The sequence below is a fragment of the Sphingomonas sp. UNC305MFCol5.2 genome (assembly GCF_000712135.1).
GTDB lineage: Bacteria > Pseudomonadota > Alphaproteobacteria > Sphingomonadales > Sphingomonadaceae > Sphingomonas.
Genome location: NZ_JOOE01000003.1, coordinates 101,867 through 127,879, shown reverse-complemented (window position 1 = coordinate 127,879; position 26,013 = coordinate 101,867). Strand labels below are relative to the sequence as shown.

The window sequence follows — 26,013 nt, the reverse complement described above, 5'->3', positions numbered from 1 at the left end:
GTCGCGGATGATCACTGCCGCTCAGATGCGCGCCGCGCGGGCGCTGCTCGGAATCGACCAGCGCCAGCTTGCCGAAATGTCCGGCGTGTCGCTGCCCACCATCCAGCGGATGGAGGCGAGCGAAGGCAATGTGCGCGGCGTAGTCGACACGCTGACCAAGGTGATCGAGGCATTCGACCGCGCGGGCATCGTTCTGATCGGCGAAGGCACCCCCAGTCCGCAGGGCGGGCGCGGCGTGCGCTTCCGGGAGCCGAGCGCGAAATGACCGGCAAGGCGGCGTTCGGCGAGCTTTACACACCCAAGCTGATTACGGTGCTGCGCGAGGGCTATGGCGCCGCCACGCTCAAGGCCGACGCCGTGGCGGGGCTCACCGTCGCGATCGTGGCGCTGCCGCTGTCGATGGCGATCGCCATCGCGTCGGGCGTGGGGCCGGAGCGCGGACTCTATGCCGCGATCGTCGGCGGATTCCTGGTCTCGGCGCTGGGGGGCAGCCGCTTTCAGATCGGCGGGCCGGCGGGGGCGTTCATCGTGCTCGTCGCCGCGACGGGGATGCAGCACGGCATCGACGGGCTCATCCTGGCGACGCTGCTGTCGGGCCTGATCCTGGTGGCGATCGGGCTGCTGCGGCTCGGCACCTTCATCAAATACATCCCCTATCCGGTGACGGTGGGCTTCACTGCCGGGGTCGCAGGGATCATCCTTGCGAGCCAGTTCAAGGACCTGTTGGGGGTGAGGCTGGCGGGACCCGAGCCTGGGCCGATCGTCCCCAAGCTGACGGCGCTGGGGAGTGCGCTGCCGACTGTCAACGCGGCCGCGGTTGCCGTGGCGCTGGGCGCAGTCACGCTGATCATGATCCTGCGACGGTTGCGGCCGCATTGGCCGGGTTTCCTGATCGCGGTGGTGGCAGCGGCAATCGCGACGGCACTGCTCGGGCTGCCGGTGGAGACGATCGGATCGCGCTTTGGCGGGATCCCGCGCGCGTTGCCCGCGCCGACACTGCCCGATATTTCGCCCGCACGGATCGTTGCGGTGCTGCCCTCGGCGCTGTCCTTCGCGCTGCTCGGGGGCATCGAGAGCCTGTTGTCGGCGGTAGTGGCCGACGGCATGACCGGGCGGCGGCACCGGTCGAACTGCGAATTGGTGGCGCAGGGCGTGGCGAACATCGGATCGGCGCTGTTCGGCGGGATCTGCGTGACGGGGACGATCGCGCGCACTGCCACCAATGTGCGGGCAGGTGCGCGCGGGCCGGTTTCCGGCATGCTTCATGCGCTGTTCCTGTTGGGCTTCATGGCGCTGGCCGCGCCGCTCGCCAGCTATATCCCGCTCCCAGCGCTTGCCGCAGTGCTGGCGGTGGTCGCGTGGAACATGGCTGAGATGCACGAGTTCGCGGTGCTGCTGCGCGCCTCGCGGGGTGACGCGGTGGTGCTGCTCGCGACGTTCCTGCTCGTGGTGTTCCGCGATCTGACCGAAGGCATATTGGTGGGCTTCGGTATCGGGACGTTGCTGTTCCTCCACCGCATGGCGCAATCGGTGGAAGTCGAGACCGGTCTACCGCTGATCGAGGAAGACCGCGCGGACAGCGACGACGGCTATGACGCGGCGCTTTCGACCGATTCGACGATAGCGGTCTATCGCATCTCGGGCGCCTTCTTCTTCGGCGCGGCGGGGGCAGTGGGGGCGGCGCTCGACCGGATCGGCGAGCAGCCGAGTGCGCATGTGATCGACATGTCGGCAGTGCCGCTGGCCGATTCGAGCGCCGCGGCGAGCATCGCGGGCTTCGCGCGGCGTGCGGCACGAAACGGGGCGGCGGTCTTCATCGCCGGCGCACGGCCCGCGGTCCGGCACTTGCTCCGGGCGCACGGCGCACGCCCGCCAGCGGTGCGATACCGCCGAAGCGTCACCGAGGCCGCGGCCGAGGCAAGCCGCGAAGCACATCCGGGAGATGCGTCCGCGGCATGACCCGCCTCAGACGTGGATCGGCTTGCCCAGCACGGCCATCGCGGCTTCCTTGATCGCCTCGCTGTGCGTGGGGTGGGCATGGCAGGTATAGGCGATGTCTTCGGAGGTCGCGCCGAACTCCATCGCCTGTGCGACCTGCGCGATCATCGTGCCGGCGACCGAAGTGATGATCCACGCGCCGAGCACGCGATCGGTCTTCGCATCGGCGATGACCTTCACCCAGCCGACGGTGTCGTCGATCGCCTTGGCGCGGCTGTTGCCTGCCATCGGGAACTTGCCGACCTTGATCTCGCCCTTTTCCTTGGCTTGCTCCTCGGTGAGGCCGACGCCGGCGATCTCGGGATGCGTGTAGACCACGCTCGGGATGACATCGTGGTTCACGATGCCGGTGAGGCCGGCGATGTTCTCGGCGACCGCGATGCCCTCGTCCTCGGCCTTGTGCGCGAGCATCGGGCCGGGGATGACGTCGCCGATCGCCCAGACGCCGTCCACGGCAGTACGGAAGCTGTGGTCGGTCTCGATCTGGCCGCGCTGGTTGGTGGCGAGGCCGATCTTGTCGAGGCCGAGACCGTCGGTGTTGGGCTTGCGGCCGATCGAGACGAGCACGGCGTCGGCCTCGATCGTCTCGGCAGTGCCGCCGGCGGCGGGCTCGACGATCACGGTCGCCTTGCCGCCGTTGACCTGCACGCCGGTGACCTTGGTCGAGAGCTTGATCTCCATGCCCTGCTTCTTGAAGATCTTCGCGGCTTCCTTGCGGACTTCGCCGTCCATGCCGGGGAGGAGCTGGTCGAGGAACTCGACCACGGTGACCCTGGCGCCGAGGCGCTGCCAGACCGACCCCAATTCGAGCCCGATCACGCCGCCGCCGATGACGACGAGATGCTCGGGGACCTTCTCCAGCGCGATTGCGCCGGTCGAATCGACGACGGTCTTCTGGTCGATTTCGACGCCAGGGAGCGGCGTGACCGACGAGCCGGTGGCGATGACCACGTTCTTCGCGGTGACCTTGCGGTCGCCGACCTGCACGGTGTGTGCGTCGACGAAGGTGCCGAGGCCCTTCACCCACTCGACCTTGTTCTTCTTGAACAGGAATTCGACGCCGCCGGTCAGGCCCTTCACGGCCTTGTCCTTGTCGGCCATCATCGCGGGGAGGTCGAGCTCGACACTGCCGAGCTTGACGCCGTGCTTGGCGAGCGCGCCCGAGGCGGCTTCGTGGAAGAGCTCGGAGGCGTTGAGCAAAGCCTTGGACGGGATGCAGCCGACATTGAGGCAAGTGCCGCCCAAAGTCTCGCGGCTCTCGACGCAGCCGGTGCGCAGACCAAGCTGCGCGGCGCGGATCGCGGCGACGTAACCGCCGGGGCCGGAGCCGATCACGAGGACGTCGAAGTCGTATTCAGCCATCTACTTGCTCCACTCGTGCTCCTGCGAAAGCAGGAGCCCAGGGTTATCGAGCGCGTCGCTTTTGGCTCTGGGCTCCTGCTTTGGCAGGAGCACAGGAAGTCAGAACAACGTCTCGTACAAATCTTTCCACTGCGGGTTATGTTGTTCGATCAGTTCGATCTTCCAAGCCCGCTTCCATTTTTTCATCTGCAGCTCGCGAAGGCGGGCCGCGTCCAGATCGTCATATGCCTCGTACCAGACGAGGAGCTTGCAGCCATGTTCCTTGGAGAAGCCATCTACGAGACCGTTGCGGTGCTGGCAGGTCCGTACCGGCAGATCGCTGGTGACGCCCAGATAGAGCGTTCCGTTGCGTGCGCTCGCCATCAGATAGACACAGCCGGATTTCGTATCTGCCTCCTGTCCAAGTGCTCCTGCGGAAGCAGGAGCCTAGGGTTGCAAGTGGTGTACTCCAGTTACCCTGGGCTCCTGCTTTCGCAGGAGCACTGGTGCGTTCTCACAAGTCGATCAGCAGGCGGGTCGGGTCCTCGATCGCGTTCTTGAGCGCGACGAGGAAAGTGACTGCCTCGCGGCCGTCGATCAGGCGGTGATCGTACGACAGCGCCAGATACATCATCGGGCGGACGACGACCTGGCCATCGCGGACCACCGGGCGGTCCTCGATGCGGTGGAGGCCGAGCACTGCCGACTGGGGCGGGTTGATGATCGGAGTGGACATCAGCGAGCCGAACACGCCGCCGTTGGAGATGGTGAAGGTGCCGCCCTTCATCTCTTCCATCTTGAGCGTGCCTTCCTTGGCGCGCTTGCCGAAATCGCCGATCGTCTTCTCGATGCCGGCGACCGACAGGTCCTGCGCGTCGCGGATCACCGGGACGACGAGACCCTGGGGCGCGGAGACTGCGACCGAGATGTCGGCATAATCGTGATAGACGATCTCCTCGCCGTCGATCGACGCGTTGACCGACGGGATGTCGCGCAACGCCTGGACGGCGGCCTTCACGAAGAAGCCCATGAAGCCCAGGCGGACGCCGTGCTTCTTCTCGAACAGATCCTTGTACTTCGTCCGCGCGGCGATGACTTCGGTCATGTCGACGTCGTTGAACGTCGTCAGCATCGCGGCGGTGTTCTGCGCTTCCTTGAGGCGCTTGGCGACGGTCTGGCGCAGGCGCGTCATGCGGACGCGCTCTTCCTTGCGGCCGCCCGACGCGGCGGGAGCTGCGACAGGTGTCGTGGGTGCCGGCGCGGCTGCGGGCTTGGCGGCTGCGGCGGCGACGACGTCGTCCTTGGTCAGGCGGCCATCCTTGCCGGTGCCCTGCACGGTCGAGGGATCGACGCCGGTTTCGAGCACGGCGCGGCGCACGGAGGGCGAAAGCGCTGCGGCGGCATCGCCCGCAGCAGGCGCCGGAGCAGCGGCGGGAGCGGGCGCCGGCGCCGCTTCGGCAGGTGCCGGTGCGGGGCTGGGCGATGCGGCCGCGCCGCCGCCTTCACCGACCGTCGCAATCACCGCGTCGACCGCGACGGTGTCGCCGACCTTGACGAGTTGATCCCCCATCACGCCCGCGACGGGCGAGGGAACCTCGACCGAGACCTTGTCGGTCTCGAGGCTCGCGATCGGCTCGTCGAGCTTGACCGGGTCGCCGGGGTTCTTGAGCCACTCGCCGAGCGTCGCTTCGGTGATCGATTCGCCGAGGACCGGGACTTTAACGTCTGCCATTTTCTCTACCTCGTTAGGACTTGCGCGTCCGGCGAATCTCTTCGCGGACATTGTGGCCGAGCGCTTCGGCGACGAGCGCCCCCTGCTCGGCGGTGTGACGCTTCATCAGGCCCGTCGCCGGCGATGCCGCCGCGGCGCGGCCGGCATAACGCGGGCGCTGCGGCTTGACGCCCGCATCGACCAGGCACTGCTCGATGAACGGCTCGACGAAGAACCAATAGCCGTTGTTCTTCGGCTCTTCCTGCGCCCAGACCACTTCCTCGACATTCGTCATCTTCTTGAGGCGCGCAGTGAGCGGCTCGCCCGGGAAGGGATAGAGCTGCTCGATGCGGACGATCGCGGTGTTCTTGTCGCCCGCCGCATCGCGCGCCTCGATCAGGTCATAGGCGACCTTGCCGGTGCAGAGCACGAGGCGCTTCACGTCGGCGTCGGCCGGGGCCGAGGGATCGGAGAGGATGCGCTTGAAGTGGCTGTCGCCGAGGAAGTCCTCGGTCTTCGACACCGCGAGCTTGTGGCGCAGCAGCGACTTCGGCGTCATCTGCACCAGAGGTTTGCGGAAGTTGCGGTGCATCTGGCGGCGGAGCAGGTGGAAATAGTTCGCCGGAGTGGTGATGTTGACCACCTGCATATTGTCCTGCGCGCAGAGCTGGAGGAAGCGCTCGGGACGCGCCGAGCTGTGCTCGGGGCCCTGGCCTTCATAGCCGTGCGGCAGCAGCATCACGAGCCCGTTGGCGCGCAGCCACTTGGCTTCGCCCGACGCGATGAACTGGTCGATCATGATCTGCGCGCCGTTGACGAAATCGCCGAACTGCGCCTCCCACAGCACCAATGCCTTGGGATCGGCCGAGGCATAGCCGTACTCGAAGCCGAGCACGCCGTACTCGGAGAGCGGGCTGTCGAGCACTTCGAAATTGCCATGCGGGATCGTCGAGAGCGGGATGTATTTGGCTTCGGTCTTCTGATCCACCCAGACGGCGTGGCGTTGGCTGAAGGTGCCGCGGCCCGAATCCTGCCCCGACAGGCGGACGCCGAAACCTTCGGAGAGCAGCGAGCCGAACGCGAGTGCCTCGCCGGTCGCCCAGTCGAAATTCTCGCCCGATTTGAACATCTCGCGCTTGGCGTCGAGCACGCGACCGAGCGTCTTGTGGATATCGAGACCCTCGGGGATTTCGGTCAGCGTACGGCCGAGGCTGTCGAACAATTTCTTCTCGATGCCGGTGTCGACGCTGCGGCGCGCGGTCTCGGCATCGGCGGGGGCGCCGAGCCCCGACCAGCGGCCGGCGAACCAGTCCGCCTTGTTGGGCAGATACGACTTGCCCGCCTCGAACTCGCCTTCGAGCAACGTGGTGAACTGATGCGTCTTCTCGTCGACGAACGCCTGATCGGCGACGCCCTCGGCCGCCAGGCGCTTCGCATAGACTTCGCTGACCGGCGGGTGCTGCTTGATCTTGGCGTACATCAAAGGCTGGGTGAAGCTCGGCTCGTCGCCTTCGTTGTGGCCGAAGCGGCGATAGCACCACATGTCGATCACGACGTCGCGCCTGAACTTCTGGCGGAATTCGATCGCGACCTTGCACGCGAAAGTGACTGCCTCGGGATCGTCGCCGTTGACGTGGAGGATCGGCGCCTGGACGCCCTTGGCGACGTCCGATGGATAGGGCGACGAGCGCGCGAATTGCGGGCTCGTCGTGAAGCCGATCTGGTTGTTGATGACGAAATGGATGCAGCCGCCGGTATTGTAGCCGCGGATGCCCGAGAAGCCGAGGCACTCCCAGACGATGCCCTGGCCCGCCATCGCGGCGTCGCCATGGATGAGGACGGGAAGGACCTGCTCGTGCTCGGCGAGATCGCTGCGCAGCGTCTGCAGCGCGCGGACCTTGCCGAGGACGACCGGGTCAACCGCCTCGAGGTGCGACGGGTTGGCGACCAGCGACATGTGGACGCTGATCCCGTCAAACTCGCGATCGGTGCTGGTGCCGAGGTGATATTTCACGTCGCCCGATCCGGCGACGTCGTCGGGATTGGCCGAACCGCCGCCGAATTCGTGGAAGATCACGCGGAACGGCTTCGACATCACGTTGGCGAGGACGTTGAGGCGGCCACGATGCGCCATGCCATAGACGATCTCGCGGATGCCGAGCTGGCCGCCATATTTGATCACCGCCTCGAGCGCGGGGATCATCGCTTCGCCGCCGTCGAGCCCGAAGCGCTTGGTGCCAACATATTTCTTGCCGAGGAAGCGTTCCCATTGCTCGGCTTCGATCACCTTGGAGAGGATCGCCTTCTTGCCGTCGGGCGTGAACTGGATGGCCTTGTCCTTGCCCTCCATCCGCTCCTGGAGGAAGCGGCGCTCCTCGACATCGGCGATGTGCATGTATTCGAGGCCGACATTGCCGCAATAATTGGCGCGCAGGATGTCGATGATCTCGCGGACCGTGGCGAATTGGAGCCCGAGCACGCCACCCAGATAGATCGGGCGATCGAGATCGCTGTCGGGGAAGCCGTGATATTCGGTGCGCAGATCCTCGGGCAGGTCCTGCCGCGCGAGGCCGAGCGGATCGAGATTGGCGGCGAGGTGGCCGCGCACGCGATAGGTGCGGATGAGCAGCATCGCGCGGATCGAATCGCCGGCGGCCTTGACGATATCGTCCTGCGACGGCGCCGCGGCGGCGGCGGGCTTGGGCGCCGCGCCTGGCTTGGTCGGCTTCGGCGCGGGCTCCATCTGGGTAGGATCGAGGCCGGCGGTCAGCGCGTCGGTCTCGCTCAGCGGCCAGCGCGGATTGGCCCAGCTCGGACCTTGGGCGGTGTTCTCGAGACCCTCGAACCATTGCCGCCAGCCCGGTTCGATCGAATTCGGATCGCTCTTGTAGCGGCGGTACAATGTCTCGACGAAGGCGGGGCTCACGCCGCCGGCGATGTCGTCGAAGTCGAGGCCCTCATAGCCCATGGTCAATTCCGTTCCGTGGTAGCGCTCACATCCTCATATAGGCGTGCGAACGATGCAATTTACCCCTTGAGCACTTCGACCAGCGTCGAGCCGAGCTCGGACGGGCTGGGCGAGACGCGGATGCCGGCGGCTTCCATCGCGGCGATCTTGCTCTCGGCATCGCCCTTGCCGCCCGACACGATCGCACCGGCATGGCCCATGCGGCGGCCCGGAGGCGCGGTGCGGCCCGCGATGAAGCCCGCCATCGGCTTCTTGCGGCCGCGCTTCGCCTCGTCGATCAGGAACTGCGCGGCCTGCTCCTCGGCGTCGCCGCCGATCTCGCCGATCATGATGATCGACTTGGTCGCTTCGTCCGCGAGGAAGAGTTCGAGCACGTCGATGAAGTTGGTGCCGTTGACCGGATCGCCGCCGATGCCGACTGCGGTGGTCTGGCCGAGGCCGGCGTTGGTGGTCTGGAACACCGCCTCATAGGTCAGCGTGCCCGAGCGCGAGACGACGCCGACCGAGCCCTTGGAGAAGATGCTGCCGGGCATGATGCCGATCTTGCACTCGCCGGGGGTGAGCACGCCGGGGCAGTTCGGGCCGATCAGCCGCGACTTCGAGCCCGACAGCGCGCGCTTGACCTTGACCATGTCGAGCACCGGAATGCCTTCGGTGATCGTGACGATCAGCGGGATCTCGGCGTCGATCGCCTCGAGGATCGAGTCCGCGGCGAAGGGCGGCGGCACGTAGATCACCGACGCATCGGCGCCGGTCTTCGACTTGGCTTCGGCGACGGTGTTGTAGACGGGAAGCTCGAGATGCTCGGTGCCGCCCTTGCCCGGCGTGACGCCGCCGACCATCTGCGTGCCATATTCCAGCGCCGCCTTGGTGTGGAAGCTGCCGGTCTCCCCGGTCATGCCCTGGGTGATGACCTTGGTGTTCTTGTCGACGAGGATGCTCATTGGGTCCGCCGTTCCTTCTAAACCTGTTCACCCCGGCGAAGGCCGGGGCCCAGTTCGGAAACGTTCAAGGTGTCGCGATACGATCGTAGAGGTCGTCCCATTCGGGGGGCATCCCTTCGATTTCCCGCAACTTCCAGGCTCGCTTCCATTCCTTCATTTGCCGTTCGCGCCTGCGCGCGGATTCCAGACTTGCGTGCGGCTCGTACCAGACGAGCAATTTGCACCCGTATTTCTTCGTGAACCCCTCGGCGACCTCGTTGCGATGCTCTCATACGCGCTTCGCGAGATCGAATGCGGAGCCGAGGTAGAGCGTTCCATTCCGCTCGCTCGCCATGATGTAGACATAGCCTTTGTCTTCCATCGCGGCTGCTCCGCAACTGGGCCCCGGCCTTCGCCGGGGTGGGTTCAGTTCATTCCATTCCGATTAGTTCAGGCTCTCGTCGATGGCCTTGCAGGCGACGAGCAGTTCCTTGACCGCGTCGACCGAGACCTGGAGGTTGGCCTTGGCTTCGTCGCCCAGCTTGATCTCGACGACCTTCTCGACGCCGCCGGCGCCGATGATCACCGGTACGCCGACATAGAGATCGTCGACGCCGTACTGGCCGGTCAGGTGCGCCGCCGCGGGCAGGACGCGCTTCTGGTCGTAGAGATAGCTCTCCGCCATCGCGATGCCCGAAGTGGCGGGGGCGTAGAAAGCCGAGCCGGTCTTGAGCAGGCCGACGATCTCGCCGCCGCCCGAACGGGTGCGCTGGACGATCGCGTCGATGCGCTCCTTCGTCGAGAAGCCCATCTCGATCAGATCGGGGACGGGAATGCCCGAGACGGTCGAATATTCGATCACCGGGACCATCGTGTCGCCGTGGCCGCCGAGCACGAAGCTGGTGACGTCCTTGACCGAGACCTTGAACTCGTCGGCGAGGAAGTGGCTGAAGCGCGCCGAGTCCAGCACGCCCGCCATGCCGACGACCTTCTGGTGCGGCAGGCCCGAGAATTCGCGCAGCGCCCAGACCATCGCATCGAGCGGGTTGGTGATGCAGATCACGAAGGCGTCGGGAGCGTTGGCGGCGATGCCTTCGCCGACCGCCTTCATCACCTTCAAGTTGATGCCGAGCAGATCGTCGCGGCTCATGCCGGGCTTGCGGGCGACACCGGCAGTGACGATGATCACGTCGGCGCCGGCGATGTCGGCATAATCGTTCGAGCCGATGATCTTCGCGTCGAAGCCCTCGACCGGGCCGCACTGGCTGAGATCGAGCGCCTTGCCCTGCGGCACGCCTTCGACCACGTCGAACAGGACGATGTCGCCCAGACCCTTGAGTGCGGCGAGGTGCGCGAGCGTACCGCCGATGTTACCGGCGCCGATCAGCGCGATCTTCTTGCGGGCCATGGAATCTCCTCAGCGTAGTCGAGCAGCCGCAGACGCAGTCGTGCGCCTGCGAAAACGGGGGCGGCTTAGGCCCATAATAGAGCCGCCGCAACCCGAGTCTCGCAAGGATCAGGGATTATCTTTGCAACTAATTCGCAACTGCAATAAACGTGGCCGCACGCCGCTGCAGGTCAGCGCTGCGACCCGGCGCGTCGGCGATATTGCTCCGCGAGCACAGTGAACGCCTGTTTGCGCGCGCCGGTTTCCGGGATCAGGCCCTTGCGGCTCCAGCCCTGCTGGAAATGCTCCGCACCGCTAGCCTAATGCTCGCCGTGACCCTCGGCCAGATATTCGTCCGAGGCCATTTCGTGGAGCCGCGAGGCGGTGCGTTCGAATTCGAACGCGCCGTCGCCGGCGATGTAGAGGTCATCGGGTTGCGCATCCGCCGCGGCGAGCAGCTTCACTCGATTTTCGTAGAGCGCGTCGATCAGCGTGACGAAGCGCGCGGCCTCGTTGCGATTCTCGGGGCCGAGGCGGGGGATGCCGACGAGGATGACGGTGTGGAAGCGGTGGGCGATCGCGAGATAATCGGGCGCGCCGCGCGCTTCGCCGCACAGCCGCTTGAACGAGAAGACTGCGACGCCCTTCACGCATCGCGGCACATGGATCTCGCGCCCGCCCTGCACCGGCAGATCGCAGGACGGGACGCGCGCGGCATCCTCGACCGGATAGTCGGTGAGGCGGAAGAATGCGGCGGAGAGCTGAGCGGTGGCTTGCGTGCCGTTGGGGACGAGCCAGGTGTCCATGCTGCCGAGGCGATCGAGCCGGTAGTCGACCGGGCCGTTGAGCGTCAGCACGTCCATCTTCGCCTCGATCAGGGCGATGAAGGGCAGGAAGAGCTGGCGGTTGAGCCCGTCCTTGTAGAGCGCTGCCGGCGCGCGGTTCGACGTGGCGACGACCGTGAGGCCATGACCCATCATCTCGGTGAACAGCCGCGACAGGATCATCGCATCGGCGGGGTTGTTGACCACCATCTCGTCGAAGGCGAGCAGCCGGATGTCGTCGGCCAGTGCATCTGCGACGGCGACCACCGGGTCTGCGGTGTTCTTCTGGCGCTCCACATTGAGGCGCTGATGCACTTCGAGCATGAATTCGTGGAAATGGACGCGGCGCTTGCGGCGGATGTCGACGCAGTCGAACAGCAGGTCCATCAGCATCGACTTGCCGCGACCGACGCCGCCCCACAGATACACGCCGCGTGCTGGTTCGGGGGCGCGGCCGAGTGCGCGCCACAGGATGCTGCCCTTTTTGGGAACCGCCTCGAGTTCCTGCGCGAGCCGATCGAGCCGCTCCGCGGCGGCGGCCTGTTCGGCGTCGGCGCGAAGCTCGCCCGCGGCGACCAGCGCGTTGTAGCGGGCGAGGACTTTGCTCACTTGGCCGAAGGCTTCCGGATCGTGCCGAGGAAGCTGGCGACCATCACTTCGTCCTGCACCACCACGCCGCGCAGGAAGAGCAGCCGGCCGGTCTCGCGGAGCAATTCGATATGCGCTTCGGTGGGCACGCCGATCGCGCCGCCGGTGATGAATTGGATCGACATGTCCAATGTCGATGCCGGGCCGCTGAGCACGCCGAAGCTGCGTCCGGCGGCGAACAGCGCCATGTCGATGAAGCCGGCGAGCGCGCCGCCATGGATGTGGTCGCGCAGGTTCGAATGCTCGTGGCGAAAGGTCGTGCGCACCCGCGCCACCTTGCCGTCGCGCTTGACCGACAGCGCGCCGATAAAGCCGTTGAATCGCCCCTGGTCGAGCATCTGCCAGCGCTTCCAGCCCGGCAGATCGGGATCGTCGTCGTAGCGGAAATGCTGCTCGACGAATTCGCTCAAAGCGCCCGCTCGGCTTCCATCTTCTTGATCTCGGCGATCGCCTTGGCCGGGTTCAGACCCTTCGGGCACACGTTCGCGCAGTTCATGATCGTGTGGCAGCGATAGAGGCGGAACGGATCCTCGAGCTGGTCGAGCCGCTCGCCGGTCATCTCGTCGCGGCTGTCGGCGAGCCAGCGATAGGCCTGGAGCAGGATCGCCGGGCCGAGGAACTTGTCGCTGTTCCACCAATAGCTCGGGCAGCTGGTCGAGCAGCAGGCGCACAGGATGCATTCGTACAGGCCGTCGAGCTTGTCGCGCTGCTCGGGGCTCTGGAGACGCTCCTTGCCCGAAGGCGTGGTCGACACCGTCTGCAGCCACGGCTTGATCGAGGCATATTGCGCGTAGAAGTGCGTGAAATCGGGGACGAGGTCTTTGATCACGTCCATGTGCGGCAAGGGCGTGATGCGGATATCGCCCTTGATGTCCTCGATCGCAGTGGTGCAGGCGAGGCCGTTGCGCCCATCCATGTTCATCGAGCACGAGCCGCAAATGCCTTCGCGGCACGAGCGGCGGAAGGTCAGCGAGCTGTCCTGCTCGGACTTGATCTTGATGAGCGCGTCGAGGACCATCGGCCCGCAGGCGTCGAGATCGACTTCGAAATTGTCGTAGCGCGGGTTCTCGCCCGAATCCGGGTCGTAGCGATAGATCTTGAACTTCTTGACGCGCTTCGCGGACGCGTCGGCCTTGTGGTCCTTGCCCTTGGTGATGCGGCTGTTCTTGGGCAGGCGAAAGTCGGCCATTCCTCGGAGTCCTTGAGCGACGGTGTTCGCTGCGCGGGCTATGCCTTTCGCAAACGCAGCGCAACCCCGTAGGATGCGTGCGCGTCAAGCTTTGTTGGCGAGCACCGAAGCGAGCAGCCCGGGAAAGCGCGTGTCGAAATCGGTGCAGCGCAGGCGATTGATGCGCTCGCGCCCCTCGATCGAAGTCTCGATCAGCCCCGCGGCACGGAGCACGTTCAGATGATTGGAGATCGTGCTCTTGGGCGTCCCCTGCGCGCAGGCGGTGCTGGCATTGAGGCAGGGGCATTCGACGAGCTTGGCGACGATGTCGAGCCGCACCGGATCGGCGAGCGCGTGCAGCGCCGCCGCGAGGCTCACGTCCTTGAGGTCGGGGTGCACCAAGCGATCCATGCCTCCGATATAGAAACACTTTGTCGTTTCCATAATTCGGGAATATTGAACTATCCTTGCCGCTCCCCAAGTTCCGCTTCGTCCCGGCAGCCGGCGAAGCGATCGGCTGGGGACCGGAGATTTGGAACATGTCGAAGAAACTCGCAGGCAAGCGCGCGCTGGTGACCGGCGGATCGCGCGGGATCGGCGCGGCGATCGCCAGGCGGCTGGCCGCGGACGGCGCCGACGTCGTCATCACTTATGCCGGCAATCACGAGGCCGCCGCCGCGACCGTCAAGGCGATCGAAGGTGAAGGCGTGAAGGGGCTGGCGGTGCAGGCCGACGCAGGCGACGCCGCTGCGGTGACTGCCGCGGTGAACCAGGCGGCCGACACGTTGGGCGGGATCGACATCCTGGTCCACAATGCCGGGGTCTTTGGCGGCACGCCTGTCGATCAGGGTGGGTATGAGGACTTCCGCCGGGTGTTCGCGGTCAATGTCGACGGCGTGGCCGCGGGCACGGTGGCGGCGGTGCCGCATCTCTCCGATGGCGGCCGGGTCGTGATCGTGGGCAGCGTATCGGGCGATGTGTCGATGATAGCCGGAATGGCCAGTTACGGCGCCAGCAAGTCGGCGGTGCAGGGCCTGGCGCGCGGCTGGGCGCGCGATCTCGCGCCGCGCGGCATCCTGGTCAATGTGATCCAGCCCGGGCCGATCGATACCGACATGAACCCGGCCGACGGCGACATGGCCAAGATCATGCTGCCGAACATCCCCTTGGGACGTTATGGCCGCGCGGAGGAAGTCGCGGCGCTGGCGTCGTTCCTGGCGAGCGACGAATCGTCGTTCATCACCGGCACGACGATCGATATCGATGGCGGCGCGACGGCGTAAGCCGCCATCGCTTATTCGTCAGATCACATCCAGCACGAGGCCGAGGTCGCGCGCCTCCTCGGCCTCGATGTACCAGTTCGAAGGTGCGCGCTTCCGGACCTCGTCGAACGCGATCTTCGATCCGGCGACGAGGTCGCGAAAGCCTTCTTCCTCGATGCGCACCGATTCCTCGACTTCGTGGAGATTGGCCTTCAATCCGGCGACGACGCTCTCGAGCGGGCCCGAAATGTTCACCGTCTTGGTGAGGATCCGTTCGTGGATCATGATCCGGGTGCCGCGCGTGAGGAAGCGCTTGTCGACCGGGAAGCTCGCCATGAAGGTGGCACCGGCCGAATAGACTGCGACCTTGCCGAGAAAGAGCGTCTCGCGGCCCGTATAGTCGCGCAGCAAACGGAGCTCGTCGCCCATCAGCCGGGCGACTTCGGGATCGCCGCCGAGGGTCGAGATCGCGACGACCAACGATCCTTCGGGCGGGGCCTCGCCGAGCTGCCGGCGGAAGCTCTCGTACATCGCATGGTCGACCAGGCCGTGGAGCGAGATATGCGGCCGGCTGAGCAGGGGGTAACGCGTCGCGCGGTTCTCGGAGGGGTTGGGCATCGCTTGCGCAACCACCGCTGGCGCTTGCGGTTCCTTGTCAGGGCTTGAACGCGTCGGTCGCCGGGGCGCCGACCGGGGCGGTCGCCACCTTGGGCATGCGCGCCTCGAGGGGGACGAGCCATGCCTCCACGCCTTCGCCGATTGTCGCCTGCGGATTGGACGGGGGAAGGTCGCCGGTCGTTTCCCAGCCGCTGATCGTCTCGCGCGCCTCGATGAGCGCATCGTCGAGCGGCTGAGGCTTGCGGAGCGCATGGTTGATCAACGCGTCGCCGAAAAAGGTCCAGTCATTCTCGGCGCGGCAGCCGAACGACGTGCGATCCGAGGATGCGGCGGTGAGCAGGGCGGTGTCGTCGTTCGACAGCGTGGAGACGAAAATGCCCGAATAGCAGGCGCTGAGGATCAACACGCGCTTTCTGATCCCGAGCTGGTCGAGAAAGGCGGCGAAGCGACGCGGCGTGATCAGCCCAAATCCCTCGTCGCCGTCATGATAGGCGATGCCGACCGGCGCGCCGTGGCTGGTGAGATAGAGGACGAGCACGTCCTCGCTTTTGTCCATTACCTCGGCGGCGCGCGTCAGCGCCAAGGCGAGCGAGCGCGGCGTGCCCATCGCCAGCGTGCTGGGCGCGCGGCCGTTGGTCCCGGCGAGCACGATGCTGCGCCCGGCGGCGTCGTAACGGCGCGCCAGCACCTTGCCCGCCTCGCGAGCCTCGCGCCCGAACACCGGATCGCTGTCGAGCGCGGCCGAAACGACATAGGCATCGATCACGCCCCTGCGCTGTGGCTGGAGTGCAGCCAGCGCGGCGGCGAGCTTGCGCTGCTGGTCGGACTCCCACTGCGCCGAACGGCCACGTTCGAGATGCGGGCCGAGCGCACCCCCGTCATCGGCCAGCCTCGGCCAATCGGTGGTGTGCTGGGGCGGGCGATAGCTTTGTCGGCTTCCCGACTGGCCCGAGGCCGAGGCGGTGATCGCCACCGGCAGGAGCAGCACCGCGAGCACGCGCGCGAATCCGCGCAGACCGACAGGCAATCGCATCAGCCACCCCTTCCGCCGAACAGGGTCTCAATCTGGGGCGGCGGCGGAAGCTGTCAAGGCGGTGGGAGGACCGCACAGGAAATTGCGCGCGGCACGTCACCCGCCCGACCTCTTCGACGTTGTCCGGTCGAGCGGGACGATCTGGCCTACCTAGGACCGATCGACATTCACCACTGGGGAATGCGGTTGGCCCTCCCCGCAACCGTCACCCCGGCCGAAGTGCCGGGGTCCACCGGGAGGCAAGGGCTGCGCAAGAGCCTTGAGCACTGCCGGTGAGGCTGAGTGGACCCCGGCACTTCGGCCGGGGTGACGGCGGGTATGGGAATCGCACCAAAATTCTGGATGTCGATCGGCTCTAATACACCCGCTTCTTCGGCTTGATGTATTCGATCTCGTCGGTGAGCGTGTAATCGTGGACCGGTCGGTAGTCGATCGCGACGCCGCCGCCCTTGCCGCCCCAGCCTTCGAACGTCGCGACGGTGTGCTTCATCCAGTTCGCGTCGTCGCGGTTGGGGAAGTCCTCGTGCATGTGGGCGCCGCGGCTTTCCTTGCGGTTGGCGGCGCATTGGATCGTCACCACCGCCTGGCCGATCAGATTGTCGAGCTCCAGCGTCTCGACCAGATCGGTGTTCCAGATCAGCGAGCGGTCCGAGATGCCGACGTCCTGGAAGCTCTGATAGACCGCACCCATGTGGGTGATGCCCTCGGCGAGCAACGCGCTGTCGCGGAACACCGCGCAGTGGCGCTGCATCGTCTTCTGCATGTCGGCGCGGACCTGCGCAGTGGGCTGCGCCCCCTTGGCATTGCGGAAATGGTCGAGCCGGGTGAGCGAGAACTCCTCCGAGCCCTTGGGCAGCTCGTCATGCTTCGTGTTGGGCTTGACGATCTCCTTGAGGCGCAGGCCGGTGGCGCGGCCGAACACGACGAGGTCGATCAGCGAGTTCGAGCCGAGGCGGTTGGCGCCGTGGACCGAGACGCAGGCCGCCTCGCCGACTGCGAACAGGCCGGGGACGACGCTGTCCGGGTTGCCGTCCTTATTGTGGACGACCTCGCCGTGATAATTGGTCGGGATGCCGCCCATATTATAGTGGACGGTCGGGACCACCGGCAGCGGCTGGCGAGTCAGGTCGACGCCGGCGAAGATCTTGCCGGTCTCGGTGATGCCCGGAAGCCGCTCGTGCAGGATCTTCGGGTCGATATGGTTGAGGTGAAGGAAGATGTGATCCTTCTCCTTGCCGACGCCGCGGCCCTCGCGGATTTCCATCGCCATCGAGCGGGCGACGACGTCGCGCGAGGCGAGGTCCTTCGCGGAGGGGGCATAGCGCTCCATGAAGCGCTCGCCCTCGGAGTTGGTGAGGTAGCCGCCTTCGCCGCGCGCGCCTTCGGTGATCAGCACGCCGGCGCCGTAGATGCCGGTCGGGTGGAACTGGACGAATTCCATGTCCTGCAGCGCGATGCCGGCGCGGAGCGCCATGCCGTTGCCGTCGCCGGTGCAGGTGTGGGCCGAGGTCGCCGACTGGTAGACGCGACCGCCGCCGCCGGTGGCGAGCACCACGGCGTGGCTGCGGAAGCGGTGGATGCTGCCGTCTTCCATGCACAAAGCGATGACGCCGCGGCAGGCGCCGTTCTCCATGATCAGGTCGAGCGCGAAATATTCGACGTAGAAGTCGGCGTCGTACTTCAGGCTCTGCTGGTAGAGCGCGTGGAGCATGGCGTGGCCGGTGCGGTCGGCCGCGGCGCAGGTGCGCTGGACCGGCGGGCCTTCGCCCATATTCTGCATGTGGCCCCCGAACGGGCGCTGGTAGATCGTGCCATTGTCGTTGCGGCTGAACGGCACGCCGGCATGCTCGAGCTCATAGACCGCGGCGGGCGCCTCGCGGACCATATATTCGATCGCGTCTTGGTCGCCGAGCCAGTCCGAGCCCTTGACGGTGTCGAACATGTGCCATTGCCAGTGATCGGGCGTGTTGTTGCCGAGGCTCGCCGCGATACCGCCCTGTGCGGCCACGGTGTGGCTGCGCGTCGGGAACACCTTGGTGATGCACGCCGTCTTCAGCCCCGCCTCGGCGCAGCCCATCGTCGCGCGCAGGCCCGAACCGCCGGCGCCGACCACGACGGCGTCATAGGTGTGATCGATGATCTTGTAGGCAGCAGGCATCAGAGCGCGGCTCCGGCAGTGGCAGTGAAGGCGACCTTGAGGATCGAGAAGATCGCGAGCGTGGCGGTGGCGATGGTGAAATATTTCAGCAGGACCAGCAGCACGAAGCGGGTGTGATCGTGCTGATAATCCTCGATCACCACGGTGAGGCCGTGATGGAAATGATAGAAGACGCTGACGACGAGCAGGATCAGCGGCACTGCGGCCAGGGGCTGGGCGAGCCAACCGGTGATCGTCGCGTAATCATAAGCCGGCAACAAGGCGAGCGAGATCAGGAACCACAGGACCAGGACCAGATTCGATCCCGCGCTGATCTTGTGATGCCACCACGCGTCGGCGCCCTCATGCGCGGAACCCAGCCCGCGGACGCGGCCGATTTCGGTGCCGTCACCCATTGCTCTTCTCCAGCAGGACCACCCAGAAAATGCCAGTGGCGACGATCGCGAAGGCGAAGGTCGCCAGCGCCGAACGCTTGTTGGCGCCGAGCTCGAAATTCGCGCCGGCATCGAGGAACAGGTGTCGCACGCCCGACGCCATGTGCTGGAAGAAGCTCAGGGTCAGCCCGATGCCGACGACATAGCCAGCCACGTTGAGCTTGCCCGAGCTGACCGTGAACAGGTCGAGGAACGCGGCATAGGCCGCTGCTCCCGAAGCCATTGCACTCAGCCACCAGACGAGCAGGATCGTCCCCACGGTCGCCATGCCGGAGCCGGTGACGCGATGGACGATCGAAACCGCCATGGACGGCCCCCATTTCCAGATCGATAGATGCGGCGAGAGCGGTCGCGCGGGGTTGCGGACGTTGGCCAAGAGCATTCCTTTCGGGTCGACGCCGCTTCCTTAGTACGCAGTGCAACGGATGCAAGCCGGATGCGCGAACCCGAGGCGGGTCCTAACCCCCCTTTAACCAATCTTGCGCCATAGCCGGTGCGAATGGCCGCCAGTTCCTCGCGGCCACGCAAGGGGACCCTGTGACTGTGGCATCGACCAAGGACCTGCCGGCACCCGGCACGATGAGCGCCAGGATCGACATTCGCGCACGCCTGCGCGTGTTCGACGTCGAGGGATCGCTCGCACGTTCGAGCCGCGAAGCGTGGGAAACGCTGGAGCCCGAAATCCATTCGGTGTCCGAAGCCTATTGGCAGCAATGGCTCCATTGCTTCGCGGACGAGCGCAGCTGGGCGACCGACGACACCGCCAAGATGATCGACGTCGGCGTGGTCTTCCTCAAGAACCGTTTCCTCGATCTGCAGGGCAGTGCCTGGGTCGAATCGATCGAGCGCTCGGTTGCCGCGGCTTATGACGCCGATGTGCCGCCGATGGCCTTGCTGTCGATGATCAGCGCCAGCGATCGCGCTGCACTGCAGGTGCTGATGCGCCGTCTCGGCGCGGACAATAGCCGGCTCGCCGCGTTGATCGATACGCTGATGCGGCTTTCCGCGCTCGAGGGCGACATCACCGTCGAGATCTACAACATGTATCGCGAGCACAGCTCGCAGCGGGCACGCGACCGGCTCGCCGCCGAATTCCGCGACTCGATCGGCATGACCGTCGAGCATGCTTCGCGTGAGGGCGATCAGCTTCGGGTTCAGGCCGTGCATACGTCGGCATCGGCGCGCGGCATGCTGGGCAAGGCAAGCGAAGTCGCCGCCGCGGCCGAGCAATCGGCAGTGGCGATGCGCGAGGCGGCGCAGACCGCCGCAGGCCTGATCCGTGCGATCGAGGACGCCCGTATGGAAGTCGAGGCCGCCGCGGACATCGCGACACGGGCTTCGAGCCAGGCGGGTGCCGCGGTCGGCATGTCCGAAATGCTCTCCGATCACGCCAAGTCGATCGAATCGATCCTCGGCCTGATCCGCGACATTGCCGGGCAGACCAATCTGCTCGCATTGAATGCGACGATCGAAGCCGCGCGTGCCGGCGATGCCGGACGTGGCTTCGCGGTGGTGGCGCAGGAAGTGAAGAGCCTCGCCAACCAGACGGCGCGCGCCACGGACGACATCGCCGCCAAGATCGCGTCGATCCAGTCGGCGACTCGCAGCACGGTCGAGACCAACGCCTCGATCCGCGAGACAGTGAGCGAAGTGCAGGAAAGCGCCAACCGCATCCGCACCGCGATGGAGGTCCAGGCGCAGACCGTGACGGCGATCACCGCCGCGGTCGACGAGACCGCGCTCGCTGCCGATTCGATGTCGGCGACGATCGGCGCGATCCGCGAGGATACCGAAGCTGTGGCTTCCGAAATCGACCGGGTGGGTCAGGGCTTCGCCGCCCTCGATAGCCAGCTCGGCAGCCTGAAGGGCAGTGCCAGCGACTTCGTATCGAAAGTCGCGGCATAGGAGAGAAGATGATGGTGGGACGGCGCGAACCGGGACGCTGGAGCGGGGGAACCCGCTCGGTCGAGGAGCATCGGCAGGTCTATGACTGGGACGGGGCGGTGCTGCCGGCCTGTGCCGAGATCAGCGAACTGCTCGAGGGGCATCACGAAGATGTCGCGCGCGCATTCTGGAAGCATTTCCTCGAAATGCCGGCCAGCGCGCCGATGCGCAGCGTCTTCGAGGAGCCGCGCGCCTTCGAGGAGCAGGTCCAGCTCGGCGCCCGTTACGCCCGGTTGAAGTTCGGCAACCCCTTCACCGAGGAATGGGTCGAAATGGCGTGCGGCTATGCCGCGCAAACCTATCAGGGCGGCGTGCCGCTTCCGGCCGTGCTGGCATCCTTCGCTTATGCGCACAGCGCGACCATGGCCGTGCTGCGCGACAAGGTCACCGATGCCGATCGGCTCGGCCGCTTCTGCGACGTGGTCCAGCGGCTGGCGATGGCCGAGGCCGATCTGATGGCCGGTCATCTCGGCGCGACCGATGCCGCCCAGGTCAGCGAGGAGCGGCGCGACAGTTCGGCACGCTTCCGTGCCAGCATCAGCGAATCGATCGAAGGGGCCACTGCGCTCGGCAACCGCATCCGCATTCAGGCGCAGGGCGCGTCGAGCTCGGCGCGCGGCATGCTGGGCAAGGCGAGCGAAGTCGCGGCCGCGGCCGAGCAGTCGGCCGTGGCGATGCGCGAGGCGGCGCAGACCGCCGCAGGCCTGATCCGTGCGATCGAGGATGCGCGCGTCGAAGTCGAGTCGGCGGCCGATATCGCCACCCGCGCTTCGGGCCAGGCGGGTGCCGCCGTCGGCATGTCCGAGACGCTCTCCGACCACGCCAAGTCGATCGAATCAATCCTCGGGCTGATCCGTGACATTGCCGGGCAGACCAATCTGCTCGCGCTCAACGCCACGATCGAAGCCGCGCGTGCCGGTGACGCCGGCCGCGGCTTTGCGGTCGTCGCGCAGGAAGTGAAGAGCCTCGCCAGCCAGACGGCGCGCGCCACCGACGACATCGCCGCCAAGATCGCGTCGATCCAGTCGGCGACCAGGTCGACCGTGGAAACCAACGCGTCGATCCGCTCGACGGTCAACGAAGTGCAGGAGAGCGCCAATCGCATCCGCACCGCGATGGAAGTCCAGGCGCAGACCGTGACCGCGATCACCGCCGCGGTCGACGAGACCGCTCTCGCCGCCGATTCGATGTCGGCGACGATCGGTGCGATCCGCGAGGACACCAAGACCGTGACCAGCGAGATCGACACGCTCCAGCACGATGTCGCCGAAGTGGACGACCGCCTCAACGAGCTCCGCGCCGCCGCCGAGACCTTCTCCAGCTCGGTCGCCGCCTAATATTGGCGCCGCCCCGGCCTTCGGGCTAGGGCGGAGGCCATGACCCATATCCTACTTACCGGCGCGAGCCGCGGAATAGGCGCGGCCATCGCGCAGTCGCTTTCGGGCGAGGGAACGCGCCTCGTCGGCCAGAGCAGGCGCGGCGGCATGTCCGCCGACTTCAACGATCCCGCCGCGCCGCAGGCTCTGTGGCGAAAGTCGCTCGATGCGCTCGATGGGCGGATCGACGTGCTGATCAACAATGCCGGGATCTTCGAAGCCACTCCGCTCGAACTCGACCATGACGATTGGGTCGCGGGCTGGGAGCGGACGATGCGCGTCAATCTCACTGCCTCGGCCGAATTGTGCCGCCTCGCGGTGCGTCACTGGCAGGCGGAGGGCCTGCCGGGACGCATCGTCAATATCGCCAGCCGGGCCGCGTATCGCGGCGATAGCCCGGCGCACTGGCACTATGCCGCGTCCAAGGCGGGCATGGTCGGCATGACCAAGAGCATCGCGCGGGGCTATGCGAGCCAGGGCATCCTCGCCTTCGCGATCTGCCCGGGCTTTACCATGACCGGCATGGCCGAGGACTATCTGGCGAGCCGCGGCGGCGACAAATTGCTCGCCGACATCCCGCTCGGCCGCGTTGCCGATCCTGAAGAGGTCGCGAAGCTCGCCCGTTTCTGTGCGCTCGAGGCGCCGCCCTCGATGACCGGCGCGGTTCTCGACATCAATGGAGCCAGCTATGTCCGTTGAATCGGTCGACAGCTGGAAGGTGACGCTGCCGTGCACCCGCGCGGAAGCCGAGGCGATCGACGCCGGCGAGTTCGCTCTCGATGCGGTGTTGATGACCACGGAAGAAGTGGAGGACGATGTCGAGCGCTGGCGGCTCGATGCCTATATGGAGAACGAGCCCGACGCGGCGATGCTCGACGCGCTGCGCGCGCTGGCGCCGAGCGCGGCGGGTGTCGCGCCGGTGATCGAGGCGCTCACCGCCGAGGATTGGGTGGCGATGAGCCAGGAAGGGCTGGAGCCGATCCACGAGGGTCGGTTCGTCGTCCATACCAGCGCGCATCCGGTCGAGGCGCCGGAGGGCGGTCGCGCATTCCTGATCGATGCGGGACGGGCGTTCGGGACCGGGCATCATGCCACCACGTCGGGGTGCCTCAGGATGCTCGACGCGATGGCGGACCGTGACTTCGCCAGCGTCATCGACGTGGGCACCGGCACCGGCCTGCTGGCCTTCGCGGCCGCGCACCTCTGGCCCGACGCCAAGATCGTCGCGACCGACATCGATCCCGCCGCGATCGACGTCACGCGTATCAACGCCGTCGACAACCATATCGAGGGACTGGAACTGATCGTCGCCGATGGCGCGCTCAGCGACGCGATCATTGCGCTCGCGCCGTACGATCTGGTGATAGCCAACATCCTCGCCGGGCCCTTGGTATCGATGGCGCCCGAACTCGCCGCGATCGCCGATGCGCGCGCGACGATCGTGCTCGCGGGGCTGCTCGAGACGCAGCGCGAGCAGGTGGTGGCCGCCTTTGCGGCGTGCGGCTGCACACTGGAGGAAGTCGACCGCCGCGGCGACTGGACGATCCTGCGGCTGACCGCCGGCGAGGTGCGCTATGTTCCCGCTTCACCGCCCGACCCCAAGGGCCGCGACGGCTGGGCGCTCGATATTTGACCTCTGTGCTCCGGCCTTTGTCGGAGCACCAGGAAGCTGGAATTAGCCCTTGGCGCGCGCATATTCCTGCGTGCCGCGCGTGATCACCTCGTCTTCCGGCAGGATCTCGGCGATGGGGATGTCGGGTAGCGGCAATATCTCTTCGTAGAGCGGGGCAAAGTCGGTCTCGATAGTGACGCGCAGCAGTTCGTCGAAGCTGGGGATGACGAAATAATTCTGCTGGAAATCGTCGATCCGATAGTCGGTGCGCATCACCCGGCGAAGATCGAAGCCGATGCGATTGGGGCTCGGATCGTCGAGAGCGAAGCGGCTCTCGGCCGAGCTCGAGACGATTCCCGCGCCATAGATGCGCAGCCCCTCGGCCTCCTGCACCAGCCCGAACTCGACCGTGTACCAATAAAGCCGGCCGAGTTGCTTGAGCGCGCCTAGCTCCATCGCCCGGACGCCGCCGCGACCATAGGCCGCGAGATAATCGGCGAAGACCGGGTCGGCGAGCATCGGCACATGGCCGAACACGTCGTGGAAGACGTCGGGCTCCTGAAGATAATCGAGCTGATCGGGGCGGCGGATGAAGTTGCCGGCGACGAAGCGGCGATTGGCCATGTGATCGAAGAACACTTCATCAGGGACGAGACCCGGCACTGCGACGACCTGCCAGCCCGTGAGCTTCATCAGTCGCTCGGACAATTCCTCGAAATTGGGAATGCCCGATTCCGAAAGGCGCAGCGCGTCGAGTCCCCTGAGATATGCCTGCGACGCACGGCCGGGAAGAAGCTTGGCCTGGCGCTCGAACAGCGTGTCCCAGGTCGCGTGTTCCTCGGCAGTGTACGCCTGCCAGTTCTGCGGTATCGTCCAGTCGGACGCGGCGCCTTCGGGGGGGCGCTCCAGCACGTGGGTGTCCTTTGTCATCGGAACCGGTCTAGCATTGTTACAAATGATACGAAATGGCCTCGTACGGGCGGCGCGCTGGACTCGGAGGGTGTTGTTCGCTTTGGGCGCGGTGATCCTATGCTACCTCGCCGCGGGACTGGTGGGAAGCGCCATCCCCGCCAATCGCGACTGGAAGCCGCCGACGCAGGGCGTGACGATCTATGTCGCCGACAATGGCATACATACCGATCTGGTGCTCCCGGCGCGGGACTTTGCCGATCTCGTACGTCCAGAGCATTTCGCCGATCCGGCGCAGGCCGCGCAGCCGATGCTGATGTTCGGCTGGGGCGATCGCGATTTCTATCTCAACACGCCGACCTGGTGGGACCTGAATCCGCTCCGTGTCGCGCTGGCGCTGGCGGGCATGGGGCCCACGGTGGTGCATGCCTCGGCGGTGCCCGAGCCGCGGCCGGGCGCGAAGATCCGGCGGCTGGTGTTGCGGGCGGAGGAATATGCTCGGCTCGTCGCCCATATACGCGGCACTTTCGCGGCGGGATCCCCGGTACGTGGCTATGGCGGGCATGACGCTTTCTATGCAGCCCGTGGCGGCTACAGTGCGTTGAGGACCTGTAATGAATGGAGCGCGGGCGGCCTGCGTACCGCCGGTGTGCGGATGGGGGCATGGACGCCCTTCGCCTTTGGAGTGATGCAATGGCTTTGAAGCTGGCGATACCGAGTTCGAATACCGTTCCGCCGCCGGCATTGGCACTGCTTTCCGAAGCGCCGCGCGCGGCATGGGGGCTGGGCAGGCTGATCCGCGAATGGAAGACGCTGGAGGAGGTGCCTCCCGGCGATGGCCGCCCGGTGATATTGCTGCCCGGGCTGACCAATTCGGATCGCTCGACCTTCGTGATGCGGCGCTATCTCAACCGGCTCGGCTATCGCGCCGAAGGCTGGGATCTCGGCCGCAACCTCGGCGTGCGTGCGATCGGGCCCGAGGGCGAGCGGCTGATGGAGCGGATCGCCGCGCTGCATGCGGAGACCGGCGACAAGATCACGCTGGTCGGCATATCGCTCGGCGGGATCATGGCGCGCGTCGCGGCGCATCGGCACCCTGAGCTGGTGCGCGAAGTGATCACGATCAGCTCGCCTTTCGCCGGGCCGCCGACCTGCACCAATGTCTGGCGTCCGTTCGAATGGCTGACCGGCGAGAAGATCGACGACCCGGCGCTGAACGCGCGGCTGGAGGAGGCGGCGCAGCCGTTGCCGGTGCCCGCGACTGCGATCTGGAGCCATAGCGACGGACTGGTGAACGGACTGATCTGCCGCGAGCCCGAGGGTTCGGAGGGACGTGCGATCGAAGTCAGCAGCAGTCACTTATGGGTGCAGATGAAGCCCGACGTGCTGCGCGCGGTGGCGCAGGTGCTCGGCGGTCAGTCAGGATCCGAGGCGCGATAGCCGTCATACTGGCAGGCGTCGGGGTTCTTCTGGCATTCCTTCTCGCGCTTGCGGCGCTCCTTGCCTTCCCGGGCTTCCTTCTCGCGCATCTTCTTGCCGTAGTTGCGGTCGGATTCTTCCTGGCTGGTCGTGGTCCAGTCGACTGCCTGGCTACCCGCCTTGACCGGCAGCGTGGCGACGTTCCACGCGGTCTTGGCGACACAGCCGCCCGAGAGAAGAGGCAGCAGGGCGATGATCGGAAAGAGCAACTTGCGCATGG

26 protein-coding genes and 1 pseudogene are annotated in these 26,013 nt (G+C 66.3%); 9 read left to right on the top strand and 18 right to left on the bottom strand.

Going from position 1 to position 26,013, the window contains the following annotated elements:
• Window positions 1-7 precede the first annotated feature (7 nt).
• Together BR78_RS0112335 and BR78_RS0112330 are read left to right on the top strand one after the other, a co-directional pair.
• On the top strand, window positions 8-265 hold the full coding sequence (locus tag BR78_RS0112335) for a helix-turn-helix domain-containing protein (protein WP_029936580.1): 258 nt from the start codon (window positions 8-10) through the stop codon (window positions 263-265).
• Complete coding sequence (locus BR78_RS0112330) at window positions 262-1,959, top strand: SulP family inorganic anion transporter (protein WP_029936579.1); 1,698 nt, start codon at window positions 262-264, stop codon at window positions 1,957-1,959. The genes BR78_RS0112335 and BR78_RS0112330 overlap by 4 nt, the downstream gene beginning before the upstream one ends.
• Window positions 1,960-1,965: 6 nt before the next feature.
• Here the strand turns inward: BR78_RS0112330 and lpdA are convergent, their stop codons facing one another.
• From lpdA to BR78_RS0112270, 11 genes and pseudogenes are all read right to left on the bottom strand, one after another.
• Window positions 1,966-3,360, bottom strand: a complete 1,395-nt coding sequence (lpdA, locus tag BR78_RS0112325) for a dihydrolipoyl dehydrogenase (protein ID WP_029936578.1) — start codon at window positions 3,358-3,360, stop codon at window positions 1,966-1,968.
• Between the two features lie 99 nt (window positions 3,361-3,459).
• Window positions 3,460-3,726 carry a GIY-YIG nuclease family protein gene (locus BR78_RS0112315; RefSeq protein WP_269320215.1) on the bottom strand — a complete coding sequence of 89 codons (267 nt, stop codon included), beginning with the start codon at window positions 3,724-3,726 and terminating at the stop codon, window positions 3,460-3,462.
• 127 nt (window positions 3,727-3,853) lie between these two features.
• A complete protein-coding gene (gene odhB / locus BR78_RS0112310; protein ID WP_029936576.1) occupies window positions 3,854-5,071 on the bottom strand; it encodes a 2-oxoglutarate dehydrogenase complex dihydrolipoyllysine-residue succinyltransferase in 1,218 nt (405 codons plus the stop codon).
• Between the two features lie 13 nt (window positions 5,072-5,084).
• Window positions 5,085-8,018, bottom strand: a complete 2,934-nt coding sequence (locus tag BR78_RS0112305) for a 2-oxoglutarate dehydrogenase E1 component (RefSeq protein ID WP_029936575.1) — start codon at window positions 8,016-8,018, stop codon at window positions 5,085-5,087.
• 59 nt (window positions 8,019-8,077) lie between these two features.
• Complete coding sequence (sucD, locus tag BR78_RS0112300) at window positions 8,078-8,962, bottom strand: succinate--CoA ligase subunit alpha (protein ID WP_029936574.1); 885 nt, start codon at window positions 8,960-8,962, stop codon at window positions 8,078-8,080.
• Window positions 8,963-9,026: 64 nt separating this feature from the next.
• A pseudogene (locus BR78_RS20525) lies at window positions 9,027-9,323 on the bottom strand (GIY-YIG nuclease family protein).
• 63 nt (window positions 9,324-9,386) lie between these two features.
• Window positions 9,387-10,349, bottom strand: coding sequence for a malate dehydrogenase (gene mdh / locus BR78_RS0112290; RefSeq protein WP_029936573.1), 963 nt, complete (start codon window positions 10,347-10,349; stop codon window positions 9,387-9,389).
• Window positions 10,350-10,648: 299 nt separating this feature from the next.
• Window positions 10,649-11,761 carry a cell division protein ZapE gene (gene zapE, locus BR78_RS0112285; RefSeq protein WP_029936572.1) on the bottom strand — a complete coding sequence of 371 codons (1,113 nt, stop codon included), beginning with the start codon at window positions 11,759-11,761 and terminating at the stop codon, window positions 10,649-10,651.
• A complete protein-coding gene (locus BR78_RS0112280) occupies window positions 11,758-12,210 on the bottom strand; it encodes a PaaI family thioesterase (protein WP_029936571.1) in 453 nt (150 codons plus the stop codon). The genes zapE and BR78_RS0112280 overlap by 4 nt, the downstream gene beginning before the upstream one ends.
• Window positions 12,207-12,989, bottom strand: a complete 783-nt coding sequence (locus tag BR78_RS0112275; protein WP_029936570.1) for a succinate dehydrogenase iron-sulfur subunit — start codon at window positions 12,987-12,989, stop codon at window positions 12,207-12,209. Before BR78_RS0112275 ends, BR78_RS0112280 begins: the two co-directional genes overlap by 4 nt.
• Window positions 12,990-13,073: 84 nt before the next feature.
• Window positions 13,074-13,379 (bottom strand): ArsR/SmtB family transcription factor, encoded by a 306-nt coding sequence (locus tag BR78_RS0112270; RefSeq protein WP_029936569.1) that lies wholly within the window; start codon window positions 13,377-13,379, stop codon window positions 13,074-13,076.
• 56 nt (window positions 13,380-13,435) lie between these two features.
• Between BR78_RS0112270 and BR78_RS0112265 the strand changes: the two genes are divergently transcribed.
• Window positions 13,436-14,251: an SDR family NAD(P)-dependent oxidoreductase gene (locus tag BR78_RS0112265; RefSeq protein WP_331280243.1), complete on the top strand. Its 816-nt coding sequence runs from the start codon at window positions 13,436-13,438 to the stop codon at window positions 14,249-14,251.
• 18 nt (window positions 14,252-14,269) lie between these two features.
• On the opposite strand, the gene BR78_RS0112260 is transcribed toward BR78_RS0112265, so the two are convergent.
• From BR78_RS0112260 to sdhC, 5 genes are all read right to left on the bottom strand, one after another.
• Window positions 14,270-14,848 carry an ATP-dependent Clp protease proteolytic subunit gene (locus BR78_RS0112260; RefSeq protein ID WP_029936567.1) on the bottom strand — a complete coding sequence of 193 codons (579 nt, stop codon included), beginning with the start codon at window positions 14,846-14,848 and terminating at the stop codon, window positions 14,270-14,272.
• 37 nt (window positions 14,849-14,885) lie between these two features.
• On the bottom strand, window positions 14,886-15,881 hold the full coding sequence (locus BR78_RS0112255) for a C13 family peptidase (RefSeq protein ID WP_081855760.1): 996 nt from the start codon (window positions 15,879-15,881) through the stop codon (window positions 14,886-14,888).
• A 355-nt stretch (window positions 15,882-16,236) separates the two neighbouring features.
• Window positions 16,237-18,039: a succinate dehydrogenase flavoprotein subunit gene (sdhA, locus tag BR78_RS0112250; RefSeq protein WP_029936565.1), complete on the bottom strand. Its 1,803-nt coding sequence runs from the start codon at window positions 18,037-18,039 to the stop codon at window positions 16,237-16,239.
• Entirely contained in the window at window positions 18,039-18,434 is a 396-nt protein-coding gene (gene sdhD, locus BR78_RS0112245; RefSeq protein ID WP_029936564.1) for a succinate dehydrogenase, hydrophobic membrane anchor protein, read from the bottom strand. The genes sdhA and sdhD overlap by 1 nt, the downstream gene beginning before the upstream one ends.
• Window positions 18,427-18,855, bottom strand: coding sequence for a succinate dehydrogenase, cytochrome b556 subunit (gene sdhC, locus BR78_RS0112240; RefSeq protein ID WP_029936563.1), 429 nt, complete (start codon window positions 18,853-18,855; stop codon window positions 18,427-18,429). The genes sdhD and sdhC overlap by 8 nt, the downstream gene beginning before the upstream one ends.
• Before the next feature lie 197 nt (window positions 18,856-19,052).
• On the opposite strand from sdhC, the gene BR78_RS0112235 reads away from it, so the two are divergent.
• From BR78_RS0112235 to BR78_RS0112220, 4 genes are read left to right on the top strand one after another with little or no spacing between them, the layout of a single operon-like run.
• On the top strand, window positions 19,053-20,378 hold the full coding sequence (locus BR78_RS0112235; RefSeq protein WP_029936562.1) for a methyl-accepting chemotaxis protein: 1,326 nt from the start codon (window positions 19,053-19,055) through the stop codon (window positions 20,376-20,378).
• Between the two features lie 8 nt (window positions 20,379-20,386).
• Window positions 20,387-21,754 carry a methyl-accepting chemotaxis protein gene (locus BR78_RS0112230; protein WP_029936561.1) on the top strand — a complete coding sequence of 456 codons (1,368 nt, stop codon included), beginning with the start codon at window positions 20,387-20,389 and terminating at the stop codon, window positions 21,752-21,754.
• Window positions 21,755-21,793: 39 nt separating this feature from the next.
• The gene (locus BR78_RS0112225) at window positions 21,794-22,492 is read left to right on the top strand and encodes an SDR family NAD(P)-dependent oxidoreductase (RefSeq protein WP_029936560.1); all 699 of its coding nucleotides are present in this window, start codon (window positions 21,794-21,796) and stop codon (window positions 22,490-22,492) included.
• On the top strand, window positions 22,482-23,426 hold the full coding sequence (locus tag BR78_RS0112220; protein ID WP_029936559.1) for a 50S ribosomal protein L11 methyltransferase: 945 nt from the start codon (window positions 22,482-22,484) through the stop codon (window positions 23,424-23,426). The genes BR78_RS0112225 and BR78_RS0112220 overlap by 11 nt, the downstream gene beginning before the upstream one ends.
• Window positions 23,427-23,468: 42 nt before the next feature.
• On the opposite strand, the gene phhA is transcribed toward BR78_RS0112220, so the two are convergent.
• Window positions 23,469-24,335: a phenylalanine 4-monooxygenase gene (gene phhA / locus BR78_RS0112215; protein ID WP_029936558.1), complete on the bottom strand. Its 867-nt coding sequence runs from the start codon at window positions 24,333-24,335 to the stop codon at window positions 23,469-23,471.
• A 70-nt stretch (window positions 24,336-24,405) separates the two neighbouring features.
• Between phhA and BR78_RS0112210 the strand changes: the two genes are divergently transcribed.
• Complete coding sequence (locus BR78_RS0112210) at window positions 24,406-25,017, top strand: TIGR02117 family protein (RefSeq protein WP_029936557.1); 612 nt, start codon at window positions 24,406-24,408, stop codon at window positions 25,015-25,017.
• Complete coding sequence (locus tag BR78_RS0112205; RefSeq protein WP_081855758.1) at window positions 25,008-25,754, top strand: esterase/lipase family protein; 747 nt, start codon at window positions 25,008-25,010, stop codon at window positions 25,752-25,754. Before BR78_RS0112210 ends, BR78_RS0112205 begins: the two co-directional genes overlap by 10 nt.
• Here BR78_RS0112205 and BR78_RS0112200 read toward each other — a convergent pair.
• Complete coding sequence (locus tag BR78_RS0112200) at window positions 25,730-26,011, bottom strand: hypothetical protein (RefSeq protein ID WP_029936555.1); 282 nt, start codon at window positions 26,009-26,011, stop codon at window positions 25,730-25,732. The genes BR78_RS0112205 and BR78_RS0112200 overlap by 25 nt on opposite strands.
• Window positions 26,012-26,013 lie beyond the last annotated feature (2 nt).

Bases quoted from the DNA above. Each gene is read 5' to 3' on its own strand.
- BR78_RS0112335 (WP_029936580.1), top strand. From the start codon at position 8: ATGATCACTGCCGCTCAGATGCGCGCCGCGCGGGCGCTGCTCGGAATC.
- BR78_RS0112330 (WP_029936579.1), top strand. From the start codon at position 262: ATGACCGGCAAGGCGGCGTTCGGCGAGCTTTACACACCCAAGCTGATT.
- lpdA (WP_029936578.1), bottom strand. From the start codon at position 3,360: ATGGCTGAATACGACTTCGACGTCCTCGTGATCGGCTCCGGCCCCGGC.
- odhB (WP_029936576.1), bottom strand. From the start codon at position 5,071: ATGGCAGACGTTAAAGTCCCGGTCCTCGGCGAATCGATCACCGAAGCG.
- BR78_RS0112305 (WP_029936575.1), bottom strand. From the start codon at position 8,018: ATGGGCTATGAGGGCCTCGACTTCGACGACATCGCCGGCGGCGTGAGC.
- sucD (WP_029936574.1), bottom strand. From the start codon at position 8,962: ATGAGCATCCTCGTCGACAAGAACACCAAGGTCATCACCCAGGGCATG.
- mdh (WP_029936573.1), bottom strand. From the start codon at position 10,349: ATGGCCCGCAAGAAGATCGCGCTGATCGGCGCCGGTAACATCGGCGGT.
- BR78_RS0112275 (WP_029936570.1), bottom strand. From the start codon at position 12,989: ATGGCCGACTTTCGCCTGCCCAAGAACAGCCGCATCACCAAGGGCAAG.
- BR78_RS0112270 (WP_029936569.1), bottom strand. From the start codon at position 13,379: ATGGATCGCTTGGTGCACCCCGACCTCAAGGACGTGAGCCTCGCGGCG.
- BR78_RS0112260 (WP_029936567.1), bottom strand. From the start codon at position 14,848: ATGCCCAACCCCTCCGAGAACCGCGCGACGCGTTACCCCCTGCTCAGC.
- BR78_RS0112255 (WP_081855760.1), bottom strand. From the start codon at position 15,881: ATGCGATTGCCTGTCGGTCTGCGCGGATTCGCGCGCGTGCTCGCGGTG.
- sdhA (WP_029936565.1), bottom strand. From the start codon at position 18,039: ATGCCTGCTGCCTACAAGATCATCGATCACACCTATGACGCCGTCGTG.
- sdhD (WP_029936564.1), bottom strand. From the start codon at position 18,434: ATGGGTGACGGCACCGAAATCGGCCGCGTCCGCGGGCTGGGTTCCGCG.
- sdhC (WP_029936563.1), bottom strand. From the start codon at position 18,855: ATGCTCTTGGCCAACGTCCGCAACCCCGCGCGACCGCTCTCGCCGCAT.
- BR78_RS0112235 (WP_029936562.1), top strand. From the start codon at position 19,053: ATGAGCGCCAGGATCGACATTCGCGCACGCCTGCGCGTGTTCGACGTC.
- BR78_RS0112230 (WP_029936561.1), top strand. From the start codon at position 20,387: ATGATGGTGGGACGGCGCGAACCGGGACGCTGGAGCGGGGGAACCCGC.
- BR78_RS0112225 (WP_029936560.1), top strand. From the start codon at position 21,794: ATGACCCATATCCTACTTACCGGCGCGAGCCGCGGAATAGGCGCGGCC.
- BR78_RS0112220 (WP_029936559.1), top strand. From the start codon at position 22,482: ATGTCCGTTGAATCGGTCGACAGCTGGAAGGTGACGCTGCCGTGCACC.
- phhA (WP_029936558.1), bottom strand. From the start codon at position 24,335: ATGACAAAGGACACCCACGTGCTGGAGCGCCCCCCCGAAGGCGCCGCG.
- BR78_RS0112205 (WP_081855758.1), top strand. From the start codon at position 25,008: ATGGCTTTGAAGCTGGCGATACCGAGTTCGAATACCGTTCCGCCGCCG.
- BR78_RS0112200 (WP_029936555.1), bottom strand. From the start codon at position 26,011: ATGCGCAAGTTGCTCTTTCCGATCATCGCCCTGCTGCCTCTTCTCTCG.